The sequence below is a fragment of the Micromonospora sp. NPDC049240 genome, from assembly GCF_040647835.1.
Classification (GTDB): Bacteria; Actinomycetota; Actinomycetes; order Mycobacteriales; family Micromonosporaceae; genus Micromonospora.
In genome coordinates this window covers 1-12,287 of record NZ_JBEZCX010000040.1, presented here as the reverse complement: position 1 = coordinate 12,287, position 12,287 = coordinate 1, and the positions used below count along the sequence as shown (strand labels likewise).

General features: G+C 71.4%; 14 protein-coding genes. 8 read left to right on the top strand and 6 right to left on the bottom strand.

Annotated elements, in window-relative coordinates:
- Window positions 1-88 precede the first annotated feature (88 nt).
- Window positions 89-313: a hypothetical protein gene (locus tag AB0B02_RS31735; RefSeq protein ID WP_281939993.1), complete on the bottom strand. Its 225-nt coding sequence runs from the start codon at window positions 311-313 to the stop codon at window positions 89-91.
- A 47-nt stretch (window positions 314-360) separates the two neighbouring features.
- Between AB0B02_RS31735 and AB0B02_RS31730 the strand changes: the two genes are divergently transcribed.
- Window positions 361-825 carry a DUF3237 family protein gene (locus AB0B02_RS31730; RefSeq protein ID WP_281939995.1) on the top strand — a complete coding sequence of 155 codons (465 nt, stop codon included), beginning with the start codon at window positions 361-363 and terminating at the stop codon, window positions 823-825.
- A gap of 108 nt (window positions 826-933) precedes the next feature.
- On the opposite strand, the gene AB0B02_RS31725 is transcribed toward AB0B02_RS31730, so the two are convergent.
- On the bottom strand, window positions 934-1,305 hold the full coding sequence (locus AB0B02_RS31725) for a hypothetical protein (protein WP_281939997.1): 372 nt from the start codon (window positions 1,303-1,305) through the stop codon (window positions 934-936).
- A 118-nt stretch (window positions 1,306-1,423) separates the two neighbouring features.
- Between AB0B02_RS31725 and AB0B02_RS31720 the strand changes: the two genes are divergently transcribed.
- The 4 genes from AB0B02_RS31720 to AB0B02_RS31705 all read left to right on the top strand — a co-directional run bounded on the left by AB0B02_RS31720 (window position 1,424) and on the right by AB0B02_RS31705 (window position 6,086).
- Window positions 1,424-3,991 carry a tetratricopeptide repeat protein gene (locus AB0B02_RS31720; RefSeq protein ID WP_281939999.1) on the top strand — a complete coding sequence of 856 codons (2,568 nt, stop codon included), beginning with the start codon at window positions 1,424-1,426 and terminating at the stop codon, window positions 3,989-3,991.
- 210 nt (window positions 3,992-4,201) lie between these two features.
- A complete protein-coding gene (locus AB0B02_RS31715; protein WP_281940000.1) occupies window positions 4,202-4,765 on the top strand; it encodes a PEP-utilizing enzyme in 564 nt (187 codons plus the stop codon).
- A gap of 28 nt (window positions 4,766-4,793) precedes the next feature.
- Window positions 4,794-5,456 carry a hypothetical protein gene (locus AB0B02_RS31710; RefSeq protein ID WP_281940002.1) on the top strand — a complete coding sequence of 221 codons (663 nt, stop codon included), beginning with the start codon at window positions 4,794-4,796 and terminating at the stop codon, window positions 5,454-5,456.
- A 48-nt stretch (window positions 5,457-5,504) separates the two neighbouring features.
- Window positions 5,505-6,086: a TetR family transcriptional regulator C-terminal domain-containing protein gene (locus tag AB0B02_RS31705; RefSeq protein ID WP_281940003.1), complete on the top strand. Its 582-nt coding sequence runs from the start codon at window positions 5,505-5,507 to the stop codon at window positions 6,084-6,086.
- A gap of 55 nt (window positions 6,087-6,141) precedes the next feature.
- Here AB0B02_RS31705 and AB0B02_RS31700 read toward each other — a convergent pair whose 3' ends face one another.
- Together AB0B02_RS31700 and AB0B02_RS31695 are read right to left on the bottom strand one after the other, a co-directional pair.
- Window positions 6,142-6,783: a response regulator transcription factor gene (locus AB0B02_RS31700; RefSeq protein WP_281940005.1), complete on the bottom strand. Its 642-nt coding sequence runs from the start codon at window positions 6,781-6,783 to the stop codon at window positions 6,142-6,144.
- Window positions 6,780-7,925, bottom strand: coding sequence for a histidine kinase (locus tag AB0B02_RS31695; protein WP_281940008.1), 1,146 nt, complete (start codon window positions 7,923-7,925; stop codon window positions 6,780-6,782). Before AB0B02_RS31695 ends, AB0B02_RS31700 begins: the two co-directional genes overlap by 4 nt.
- A gap of 145 nt (window positions 7,926-8,070) precedes the next feature.
- On the opposite strand from AB0B02_RS31695, the gene AB0B02_RS31690 reads away from it, so the two are divergent.
- Both AB0B02_RS31690 and AB0B02_RS31685 read left to right on the top strand, forming a co-directional pair.
- On the top strand, window positions 8,071-8,481 hold the full coding sequence (locus AB0B02_RS31690; RefSeq protein WP_357306742.1) for a hypothetical protein: 411 nt from the start codon (window positions 8,071-8,073) through the stop codon (window positions 8,479-8,481).
- A gap of 14 nt (window positions 8,482-8,495) precedes the next feature.
- On the top strand, window positions 8,496-9,143 hold the full coding sequence (locus AB0B02_RS31685; RefSeq protein ID WP_357306737.1) for a DUF418 domain-containing protein: 648 nt from the start codon (window positions 8,496-8,498) through the stop codon (window positions 9,141-9,143).
- 419 nt (window positions 9,144-9,562) lie between these two features.
- On the opposite strand, the gene AB0B02_RS31680 is transcribed toward AB0B02_RS31685, so the two are convergent.
- The gene (locus tag AB0B02_RS31680) at window positions 9,563-11,020 is read right to left on the bottom strand and encodes an SDR family oxidoreductase (RefSeq protein ID WP_281940011.1); all 1,458 of its coding nucleotides are present in this window, start codon (window positions 11,018-11,020) and stop codon (window positions 9,563-9,565) included.
- A 334-nt stretch (window positions 11,021-11,354) separates the two neighbouring features.
- Here AB0B02_RS31680 and AB0B02_RS31675 point away from each other — a divergent pair, with 334 nt between their 5' ends.
- Complete coding sequence (locus tag AB0B02_RS31675) at window positions 11,355-11,990, top strand: TetR/AcrR family transcriptional regulator (protein WP_281940013.1); 636 nt, start codon at window positions 11,355-11,357, stop codon at window positions 11,988-11,990.
- 12 nt (window positions 11,991-12,002) lie between these two features.
- Here the strand turns inward: AB0B02_RS31675 and AB0B02_RS31670 are convergent.
- A partial coding sequence (locus tag AB0B02_RS31670; protein WP_357306731.1) for an acyl-CoA dehydrogenase family protein occupies window positions 12,003-12,287 on the bottom strand: 285 nt, incomplete at its 5' end.

Genomic DNA, 12,287 nt, shown 5'->3' with positions numbered 1-12,287 from the left:
GCCGGCGCCAGGCCCGACACGAGGGCCTGGAAGAGCGTGTACGGGCCGGTGAACGCCGAGATCACCCCGGTGGACCGTCGACCCAGGATCAGCGGCGGGCGGCAACGGTCTCGTCGAGCGTCGCCCCCGCCCTGGCAACCACCGCCACGTCGACGTCCTCGCCACCGCGAAGGCCCTCGACCTGTTCGACCGCTTCGACCTCGCGAGCGGAGACCTGATCGCCCGCGCCGCGGAGACCCTGCCGGCGGCGGACCGCGCGGCCCTCGCCGCCGCGGTGCCCGCGCTGGAACGCCTCCGCGACGCCCTCGCGCACGCCAAGGACACTCCAGGAGTACGCGCCGAGCCGCCGGTCGGGACGCCGTGACCGCCCCGCCGATTCCTGGCCTGGAGGCCGCGTTCGAGGTGGAGGTGCGGCTGGGCGCGCTGGAGGACCACGGGGTGACCCGTGCCGGCCACCGTCGCGTGGTGCCTGTTGTCGGCGGCCGGGTCATCGGTCTCTTCGAGGCCGACATCCTGCCCGGCGGCGCCGACTGGAAGGTGGTCCGCCCTGACGGCGCGATCGAGATCGACACGCGCGACTCGGCGCGTACCGCCGACGACGGTCACGTCTACCTGCGTACGTTCGGCGTCCGCAGCGGCCGCGCGGAGGTTCTTCAGGCGTTGCTGCGCGGCGACGCCGTCGACCCGTCCGAGTACTACTTCCTCCTGGGCGTACGACTGGAGACGTCGGTGCCCGCGCTCACCGTCCTGGAGCGGTCCGTCTTCGTGGCGTCGGCGATCCGCGAGGCCTACCTGGTGCGCTACACCGCCTACCGCGTCACGTAGCCGTCCCCGCCCAGGGCTGCGGCAGGGCGCGCCCACGACAGCCCTTCCCGCACGCATCGAGCGAGGCCGGGCCGGCAACGGTAACGCTGTCGTTGCCGGCCCGAACGCCTATCCACAATTGAAGATTCGCGCCGAGTCGAAGTTGGTCCGCCACTCGGTGGGCGCAGTGGTCACGCAGTGGTACGTGTAGACGAGCGTGGGGCCGCCGGAGATGGCGGCCACCAGCACCCCGTTGCGCCACACGTTGAGCGAGACCGAGCCGACGCCGCAGGAGGCATCCTCCGGAGTGGCAACCTCGGCGACGACGGTGGCGACCGGCTGCACATAGAGCGCGTGGGCGATGCGGCAACTGGGTGGGATGGAGCCCGCCGACGCGTGCGCGGGCGGCACCGCGGCGCCCAGCATCAGGCCGGTCGCTGCGGCAACCCAAAGGCAGCCCCGGCCGGTGGTCTTGAGTCGCTGTGCGGTACGTGGAGTCATCATGTGTCCTTCTGTAGTCCGGTTTCGGCCTGCCTTCAGATTTGCCGAGCGCTCACGCGGCTGGGGAAAATCCGACCGATCCCGACCGTTGGACATCGACGGGTTTACTGTTCTGACTGTGGCTGTACTCCCCGACCCGCCCGACCCGGGTGGTGCCGCCTCGCTCGACGAGCTGATCCAGCGGCTGCGGTCGCTCAAGGTGCGGTCTGGTAACCCGTCCTACGAGACGATCACCGCTCGTGTCAACGCGGCGTGGAAGGCGCAGGGGCGCCCGACAAGCGAGTGGGCCGGGCGCACAACCGTCGTGGATTGCTTCCGCCCGGGCCGTCGGCGGCTGAACGCTGACCTTGTGACCGCTGTGGTGGAGGCGATGCATCCAGACGCGGGCTACGTAACCCAGTGGCGGCAGGCGCTGCAGGTCCTCGCCGAAGCAGGGCAGGCCGGTGCGCAGGTGCGGGTCCAGGGCGAGCTGCCACCACAGCAGCCCGGGTTCGTCGGCCGCACCGCCGAGCTGCGCTGGATCGGGCAGGCCCTCCGCCGTGGCGCGGCCGGCGACGGCGCCGCGGGGATCTGCACGATCGCCGGGATGGCCGGCATCGGCAAGACCCAGCTCGCCCTGCGGGCTGGGCACCGACTGGTCAAAAAGGGCGGCGTCGAGCGGGTGCTGTCGGTCAACCTGCGTGGTTTTCATCCCGAGTCGGCGCAGCCGCCAGCCGATCCAGCCGCCGTGCTCGACGGCTTCCTGCGGCTGCTCGGCCTGCCCAGCCAGCGGATACCGCACGGGCTCGGCGCGCGTGCCGACGCCTATCGGCGCCTGCTGGCCGGCACCCGGACGCTGGTGCTGCTGGACAACGCCGCCGACGACGACCAGGTCGTCCCGCTGCTGCCGGCGACCCCGGGCTGCCCGGTGTTGATCACCAGCCGCAGCCGCCTCACCGCGCTGCGGCCGAGTCTGGAGCTGGATCTTGAGGTGTTGAGCGAGGACGAGTCGATCGCGTTGCTCACCGGCGCCGCGCCGCGGGTCGCCGTCGGTCCGGACCCCGACGCCGCAGCCCGGATCGCTCGGCGCTGCGGGCACCTGCCCCTCGCCCTCGGTCTAGTCGGTGCCCAGCTCCGCGAGACGTCGGGCTGGACGCTGACGGACCACGCGGACCGGCTCGACGAGCACCGCCACCACCGGCGCCCGGACCTCGCCGTGGCGCTTGCCCTCGACGTGTCCTACGAACGTCTGCCGGCGGATGCGCGTCGGCTGCTGCGGTTCGCGGCACTGCACCCGGGGCAGGACGTCGACGCCTACGCCGGTGCCGCGCTGACCAGCAGCGATCTGGGCGCCGCGCAGGCGCGCCTGCAACTGCTCGCCCGCGACCATCTGCTCGAGCCGGGCGTTCGCGGCGCGTACACCATGCACGACCTCGTCCGGGCCTACGCCGCCGAGCGAGCCGGCGACGTGGACCCGCCCGGCGCTCGGCGGGCCGCGCTGACCCGCCTCTTCGATTTCTACCTGGCAGTGGCCGCGGCTGCGATGGACATCCTGAGCCCGGCCGAGAAGTACCGCCGGCCGGCCGTCGACCCGCCGGGCACGCCGATGCCGGACCTCGCCGATCCGGACCGCGCCCGCGCCTGGCTCGACGCCGAGCGCCCCAACCTCGTCGCCGTCTGCCGCCACGCCGCCGCCCACGGCTGGCCGGCCCACAGCAGCCGGCTGGCGTCCACCCTGTTTCAGTATCTGGCCGGTGGATATCTCGAAGACGCCCTGATCGTGCACGGGCAGGCGCATCGTGCTACCCACCGCACCGGCGACCGCGCCGCGGTCGCCGGTGCACTGACCAACCTCGGTGTCACCCACTTCCAGCGCGGTGACGCCCCCGCGGCCAGCAGGGCGCTGATGCGGGCTCTGCGGGGGTACCGGCATCTCGCCGACCCGGCCGGTGAGGCTCGGGTGTTGGTGAACCTCGGTGCCATCAAGGCACTCCAGGGCCGCAACCTGCCGGCTGTCCGGCACTACACCCGGGCGCTCGCCCTCTTCGAGCAGGCAGGGCATCGGCCGGGCACAGCGCACGCGTTGACCTCGCTCGGCACGGTCGAGAGCACGACCGGCCGTGGTGCCTCGGCCGTGACGCACGTCAGACGGGCTTTGAGTCTGTATCGCGAGATCGGCGACCGCATCGGTGAGGCGTGGGCGTTGAGCACCCTCGGCGAGGTGGAAGGCCGCGCCGGGCAGATCGAGCGGGCAGTCTCGCACCTCAAGCAGGCCCTGGAGTCTTACCAACGGCTCAGCGACCGCACCGGTACGGGGTGGGCACTGTACTACCTCGGCGAATACGAAAAGGGCACCTCGCACTATCGACGGGCGCTCGAAGCGTTTCGCGCCGAGGGCGATCGCCGCGGTGAGGCATGCGTGCTCAACGGCCTCGGGGAGGCCGCGCTCGCCGTCGAGGATGTCCGGGCCGCACTGCGTCACCACAGCGTCGCCCTCGCCATCACGATGGACACAGGCGACCGCGCCCAGCGTGCTCGAGCACACCTGGGCCTCGGCCGGGCCAACCAGGCGCTCGGCGACACGGTCCCCGCTCGGGAGCACATCGAGCAGGCCCTGATCCTGTTCACCGACCTGCAGATGCCCGAAGCCCGCGAGATCCGCACGGCCCTCGGTAGCGCCTCCTCGGCAGCGTCACACACCTCATGAGGCGGGGCCGGCGCACGCGGCACACTGGCCGTCGCGCTCAGCGAAGGCGGCGGCCCGGGCGAGCCCACCGCCTCATGCACCACCGCACCAGTGCCGCGTCTCTCGCCAGGATACGGAATGACCCTGGCGCCACCTGGTTACATTGCGATCGCATTGTGAACCGGGTACGGTCGACAATGCAGTCGCATTGCATCGAGGAGTGAGGCCCGCATGCACGTGATCCCGCTGTCCGAGACCGCCGCCAACATGGTGGACCTGCTGGAGCAGCCCGACGACGTCATGTTCCTGACGCTCGACGAGTTGCCCGGCGCGGTGCACGGGAGCATCGATCACCGGCCGACGGTCGCCTCCCGCAGGGCGGTGCGCCGCAGGGAACTGCGTCGTCGGGCGGTGCCGGTGGCGCTGCTCTCCGACGGCACCGACCTCGAGACCGTACTTCCGGCGGCACCCGTTCTCGACGGCGCCCGGATCGGCGTCGGCGCGTCCGCGGGCCGCGCGACCGGCCCCGCCCGGGTCGTACACGATCCGGGCACCGCCCACGTCGAGCCCGGTGAAGTCCTGGTCGCCGCGACCACCGACCCCGGTTGGACGCCGCTGTTCCTCACCGCGGCGGCGCTGGTCACCGAGACCGGCGCGATCATGGCCCACGGTCCGACGGTCGCCAGGGAGTACGGCATCCCCGCCGTCATCTGCGTGCCCGACGCCACCCGAACGATCTCGAGCGGTCAGCTCGTCACCGTCGACGGGGCCGCGGGGACCGTCACCGTTCACTGAATGCCGCACCACTACCGCGAGGACGACCATGACTGACATGAAGGCCGCTGCCGGGGGCACGGCGGGCACGCTGCGGCGGGTGGCCGCGATGGAAGCCGCGATGTGGCGCAGCCTGTACGTGTGGGTACGGCGCCGGCCGCCGGCGCTGGTGCCGGGCGACGAGCCGTTCGGCTACCTGGGCGTGGTGAAGCCGATCCTGGGCATCTTCATCTGCCTGTCGGCCGTGGAAATCCCGATCTTCGACTTGATCGTCGCCAACGTGGTGCCCTGGAAGCCAGCCCGCTGGATAGTGCTCGCCCTCGGGATCTGGGGCCTGCTCTGGATGATCGGCCTCTACGCGAGCATGCGGATCAACCCACACGTCGTCGGTGACAGGGGCCTTCGGGTCCGGCTGAATTCGAGCATCGACATCTGGATCCCGTGGACGGATGTCGAGGCCCTGCGCAAACGTCACCGCTCGCTGCCCTCCAGCAGGTCGGTCCAGGTGGAGCAGGAAGGGGACCGCCGCGTGCTGAACATTTCCGTCGGCAGCCAGACGAGCATCGACGTCCTGCTGCGCCAACCGACGGTATTCGACCTGCCCAAGGGTCGGTCCGAGCCGATGGACGAGTTGCGGCTGTACGCCGACGACCCCGACGGGCTTCTGCGCAGCGCACGAGGCACGCCCGCGACCGGAGGCGTCACCCGGTGACCGCCCGGGCGGGCTGCCCGAGTAACCCTTTGTGAAACGATCGAGGCCATGCCCAAGAAGGTCGACCACCGTCAGCGGCGCACCCTGATCGCTGACGCGTTGATGCGAGTCGCTGCCGAGCGGGGCCTGGAGGCCGTGAGCCTCCGTCACGTCGCGGCGCAGGCGGGCGTGTCCGCCGGGATGGTCCAGCACTACTTCCGCACCAAGGACGAGATGATGACGTTCGCCCTGGCGGTGGTCCGCGAGCGCAGCCAGGTCCGGGTGACCGAGGCGATGGCCCGCCTGGGCGAGAACCCCTCCGCTCGGCAGGTCCTTCGTACGACGATCGTCGCCCTGCTACCGCTCGACGAGCGGACCCGCGACGACGGACGGGTGGCACTGGCCTTCCTCGCCTACTCCGCGGTGCGGCCACAGGCCGCGATTGGACTGCGCGAGGGCACCGAGCAGCTGACCGGGTTCATCGCCAGCATGCTGCCGGTCAGCAACGCCGCCGATGTCGCGGCCGGCCTGCTGGCGCTGATGGAAGGATTGGGCGTCTACCTCCTCGGTGGGCAGTACACCAGCGAGCAGGCGGTGGTGGCGCTGGATGCTCACCTCGACCTGATCTTCGGCTCCCCGGTGCACGCCTGACCGGCTGTCCGCCGGCCGGTCATCGCGGCGAAGAGGAGTGATGCGTCGTCCGGTCTCAGCGGCGCGGGCCCAGACCCGCCTCTCGGGCCAGCAGCGCCGCCTGGGTGCGGTTGTCGCGGCGGAGCTTGACCAACAGCCGCGAGACGTAGCCCTTGACGGTGGCCTCGGACAGATGCAGCCCGCGGGCGATCTCCTGGTTGGACCGCCCGGCACCCAGGCCCTCCAGCACCTCGAGCTCCCGGTCGGTGAGCGAGCCGACCAGGTCCCGCGCCTGCCGTCCGCGCCCGCCGTGTGCGACGAGGCGGCTGGTCGCCGCCGGCGACAGCACCGTGTGACCTGCCGCGGCCACCCGGACCAGGTCGAGCAGGTCCTCGGGCGGGGTGGACTTGAGCAGGAACCCGGTCGCGCCGGCCCGGAGCGCCCCCAGCACGTACTCGTCGAGGTCGAACGTGGTGAGTGCGAGCACCCGGGGCGGGGTGGGCAATGCTCCGATCCGTTCGATGGCCCGCATCCCGTCGACACCGGGCATCCGCAGGTCCATCAGCACCACGTCGGGACGTAGCCGCACGGTGGCCTCCACTCCGTCGGCGCCGTCGTACGCCTCGCCCACGACCATGAGATCCGGCGCGGACGTGAGGATGGTCCGCAGGTGGGCGCAGACCATCCGTTCGTCGTCGACGACCAGCACTCGGATCACCGCTGCGCCCCGGTCGGCACGCTTGCCGGAAGGACGGCACCCACGCAGAACCCACCGTCCGCCGTGGTGCCCGTGGTCATCGTGCCACCCAGCACCTCCACCCGGTGACGCAACCCGGCCAGGCCACTCCCGCCGCCGGCGAGCGCCAGGTCGGCGTCGGGCGGCCGGTTCGGCCGGGCGTTCGACACGCGCACCCGGACCTCCTGCCGGCCGTATCGCACCGACACGGTGGTGGCCGCACCAGGGGAGTGCTTGTGCACGTTGGTGAGGGATTCCTGCACCACCCGACGGAGCGTGCGGCGTACGGGCGCCACGACCGAACCGCCGTCGCCCTCCTCCACCAGCCGCACCGGCAGGCCCACCGAACGGGACTCCTCGACCAGGTCCGCCAGCCCGGACGCGCCGCCCGGCGCCGCCTCCGCCTCCGCCGAGCGGCCCTCGCCGCACAGCACACGGACCAGGTCGCGCAGCTCCGCCAACGCCTGGCAGCCGGTCACCCGCAGTTCCTCGGCCGCCGTCCGCACGGTCGGATCGGTGCTGCTCACCCGTAGCGCGCCGGCCTGCAACACCATCAGGTTGAGGCGGTGGGAGAGCACGTCGTGCATCTCACCGGCCAGCCGGATCCGCTCGTCGACCCGAGCCTGTTCGGCCAGCAGCAGCCGTTCCCGTTCCGCGCGCTCCGCCCGGTCGGTCAGCTCGGCCAGCAGGCTCCGTCGGGCCCGCAGGTACATGCCCAGTAACGCCGCGAAGACGATGACGATCGGTGCGGTGAAGGGGTCGTCGATGGCCCAGGCCCGCGCTCCCACCAGGAACGCTGCGGTGAGCAGGCCGATCGTCGCCCACTGCCGCCAGCGCCCGCCCCCGCCGTGGGCGGTCACCGCGGCCGGCACCAGGACGGCGGCCCAGGCAGGCGCGAACAGGCTGATCGCCGCGATGACCGACGCGGCACGATAGGGGTGCCGGCGACGGACGAGGAGCATCGCCGCGGCGGCAACCTGGGCGACCACGTACCAGGCCGTCGGCGCCGCGATCAGTTTTGTGTCGACGTCCGGGTCGGCCAGTTCCAGACCTCCGCCGGCCACCGCCGCCACGACCGCCAAGGCCACGTCGGCGGCGACGGCAAGGCCCCGGTCACGACCCATGGCAGTAGGGTAGCCGCCCGCTCCGGAAAGGGCTCGGCAAGCGATCGCGGTCCCGACCATCGACGGTGGTCCTACGACGAAGGTCGGTCGGGGCGGCGACCTTTCCCGCTGACGCGACCGGTCGCCGCTGCGCTCGAATCAACCTGTGACGCAACCGACCTGGACCCCGGACTCGGCACCGACGCGGACTCCGCCGTCGGCGGACGTGTCCACCGCCGGCCCGCGCATCCGCGCCTTGGACACGCTGCGCGGCTTCGCGCTCTGCGGGATCCTGATCATCAACATCTACCAGCAGGTCGTGTTCCGCGGTGCGGCCGCCGGCACGTCGTCGCGGCTGCCTGAGGTCGTCCAACTGTTCTTCTACGAGCGCTTCTATCCGATCTTCTCGATCCTGTTCGGCATCGGCTTCGGCATCTTCCTGCGCCGGGCCGCGACCCGGACCGCCCAGCCCCGGGTGGTGCTGGCCCGCCGATTGGTGGTGCTGCTGTTCATCGGCATCGCGCACTTCGTCGTCCACCCCGGCGAGGCCCTGACCGCGTACGCCTGGCGGGCCTGATCGTCCTGCTCCCGTTGAGCTACCTCGGCGGGCGGGCCGCGCTGGTAGTGGCGGTCCTGCTGCTGCTCGTCGGCGCGCAGGTCGTGGTCGGCTACGGACCGATCCCCGGGCTCCTCGCACTCGGCTACGCCCTGGCGAAGCTGGACGTGCCGGCCGCGCTCGACCGCCGCACCGGCCGGGTGGCGGTCGCGTTCGTCGTGTTCACCGCGCTGGCCGCGGGATGGGTCGCGCTCACGCTACGCGGGATCGAACCGCCGTTCGTCAGTGTCGTGGGCGGCCCCGGCGGCGGGGTCAGCCTCCTGCCGCCGCTCGCCGGCATCGCCACCGGTCTGGCCTACTGCTGTGGGCTGCTGCTGGCGCTGCGTACCCCGGTGGGGCCGGCGCTGTCGGCGGTGCTGTCCCCGATGGGCCGGATGGCGCTGACGAACTACCTGAGCGCCACCGTGCTGTTCCTGCTCGCCGGACCGCTGCTCGGGATCGACGGCACCGACGACCTCCCCCGGATCGTGGGCCTGACCGTCGGCATCCTTGTCGTGCAGGCGGTGTGGAGCAGGCTGTGGCTGCGGTCGTTCCGTTACGGGCCGGCGGAGTGGGTCTGGCGGTGCCTGACGTGGTGGCGGCGGGCACCGATCCGGGGGCGGGCAGTCGGGTCGTCCACCTGAGCACCTTCTCCATGTCACTTCATCAAATCTGCTTGATACATCACGGCGGACTGGTCACGGCCACCCGCAGCAGCTTCGACGGCCGCGACAGCTATTACCACCTGGATCTTGACCGCTGCGCGGAGACACTCGTCGACACCGGTACGGCTCTGCACCCGACGTTGGCCAGGGGGCACGTCGCGCCGGCTGGCCCGCCACGCGCGCCCCGCGCACCGCAGCAGCGACGCACATCTCACCAGCGCCGAGATACGAGACGTCCCTCAGTCGGCGCCGTGGAAGGCGTGGCGCGACGCGCGGTCCGTGTCGAACGCTTCAACTGTCCGTCAGTCGGCCGGTCTCGCAGTTGAGCCGATCCGAGCCTACGCCGTGGTTGCCTTCCCCGGCGCCGGCAGGCCTGGGTGGTCGTGGGCGCGCACTGATCACCAGGCGCAGGGCGCGTAGTCCTTCAGGAAGCAGCCATAGAGGTCTTCGCCCTGTTCGCCGCGGACGATCGGGTCGTAGACCCGGGCCGCGCCGTCGACCAGGTCCAGCGGGGCGTGGAAGCCGGCGTCCGCCAGCCGCATCTTCGTCGGGTGGGGCCGCTCGTCGGTGATCCAGCCGGTGTCGACGCTGGTCATGAGGATGCCGTCGGTCAGCATCTCCTGGGCGCTGGTCCGGGTGAGCATGTTCAACGCGGCCTTGGCCATGTTGGTGTGCGGGTGCCCCGGCCCCTTGTAGCCGCGGGCGAACTGGCCCTCCATCGCCGACACGTTCACCACGTACTTCCGGCGGGCGGTTGCTGCGGCCATCGCCGGTCGAAGTCGGCTGACCAGCACGAACGGCGCGGTCACGTTGCACAGCTGCACTTCGAGCAGCTCGACCGGGTCCACCTCGTCCACCCGCTGCACCCAGCTGTTGACCGGGTCGAGGTCCGGCACCAGACCGCCGGCGTCGATGGCGGTGGCTGCCGCGATCCGTTCCGGCGAGGCGGAACCGCTGGTCAGCGCCAGCGCGGTGAGCGCCTGCGGGGTGACCGTGGCCGACTGCGGCGGGGCGATACGGCCCGCAGGGTCGCCCTGGCCGGCAGGTTTGGCGAACGTGATCAGCTCCGGCAGGGGGCCGTCCGGCAGGGCGGCAGCCTCCGCGGCGACGAGCTGCGCGTATGCCCCGGGCGTGCGGCGGACGGTCTGCGCCGCATTGTTGATCAGGATGTCGAGTGGTCCCTGGGCGCTGACCGAGTCAGCGAGGGCGATCACCTGGGCGGGGTCGCGCAGGTCGATCCCGACGATCCGCAGGCGGTGCAGCCAGTCCCCGCTGTCCGGCATCGCGGCGAATCGGCGGACCGCGTCGTGCGGGAACCGCGTGGTTACCGTGGTGTGCGCGCCGTCGCGCAGCAGCCGCAGCGCGATGTACATGCCGATCTTGGCTCGGCCGCCGGTGAGCAGCGCGCGCCGGCCAGTCAGGTCGGTGCGGGCGTTCCGGCGCTCCCGGTTGAGCGCGGCGCAGGGCGGGCAGAGCTGATGGTAGAAGGCGTCCACCTCGCGGTAGCGCTGCTTGCAGACGTAGCAGCCGCGCGGATTGTGCAGGAAACCGGCCGTGGCGCCGACGGTGGGGGAGGCGAGCGGGATGCCCTGGGTCTCGTCGTCGATCCGGCCCGGGGCGCCGGTGGCGGTGGCCGCCGTCACCGCGCGGTCGGCCGCCGCGATGGCATCCCGCCGTTCCTCGCGTCGCCGCTGCTTGATCACCTTGTAGAGCTTCGCGGTGGCCCGTTGCACCCGCACCACGTCGGGGTGATCGGGAGGCAGGTCCGCCAACGCCTCGAAGACGCTCAGGCAGGTCTCCAGCTGCCCGCGGTCAATGCCGTTTTGACCGGTTTCGGTAATGTTGTCCGCCGTCATGCGTCGCTGTCTCGTCCCGTTCCCTGCGCCGGATCTACCCGGCCCACCCCACGTCCGACCCGGAACTGTACGCACCGCACGGCCTCAGACGCATCCGCGCCTGTTCAACAGCCCAAGGATCGTGGAGGCCAGCTTCCAAGCCGTCCTCACCATCGCGATCATCAGCGAGTGGCTCGGACCGGCGTATGTGACACGCCTCAGGGCGCCGGGCGTCGCGTGCGGCAGGTGCCCGAAGGTGGGCGGGGCCGCCCCGGATCGACCGGCGTGGCTGCCCTTCCTTCCTTCCGACCGGACGGTAGCATTGTGTGGCTGCACAGGGGATAGGGGGCCACCAATGGCGCGTACGACATCGCGGACGGAGCCGACCCGGCGCCGGCAACGCTGGCCGGACGGCTACGACCCGGAGAACACCCGCAAGTCGTTGATCACGAGTGCGCTGACGCTGATCGAGCAGCGGGGGTTCGATCGCACCTCGGTGCAGGAGATTGCCGACCAGGCCAAGCTCACAAAAGGCGCTTTCTATCACCATTTCACCAGCAAGGACGACCTGCTCCGGCACATTCAGGAGGAGTACCTGGAGGCCCAACTGGCCGCGATCCAGCGGATCGAGGTGGACAGCGACGACCCGAGGGACCGGGTACGCGAGCTGATCCGGTTCAGCCTCACCAGCGTGGCCGAGTACCGGGCGCACGTGACAATCTTCTACCAGGAGCGGCGCTATCTCACCGGCGACATGTTCGCCGAGGTGACCCGCAAGCGTGGCCTGGTGGAGGCGGCCTTCGCCGGGATGATCGCCGACGGGGTCGCCCGTGGGGTGTTCCGCGCGGACGTGGACCCACGCATCGCCACGTTCGGCCTGGTCGGCATGTGCGCCTGGGCGTACCAGTGGCTCAACGTCGGCGGTCCGCTCAGCGTCGACGAGGTGGCCCGCCAGTTCAGCGCGATGGTGCTCGACGGCCTCTGTGCCTGAGCCGGTGGCCGGTCAGTCCTTGAGGAGCTGGCGGGCCATGACGATGCGCTGCACCTGGTTGGTGCCCTCGTAGATCTGGGTGATCTTGGCGTCGCGCATCATCCGCTCGAGCGGGTAGTCGCGGGTGTAGCCGTAGCCACCGAGCAACTGGACCGCGTCGGTGGTGATCTCCATGGCGGCGTCCGAGGCGAAGCACTTGGCCGCCGCGCCGAAGTAGGTCAGGTCCGCGTCGCCCCGCTCGGACTTGCCGGCGGCGGCGTACGTGAGCTGCCGGGCCGCCTCCAGCTTCATGCCCAT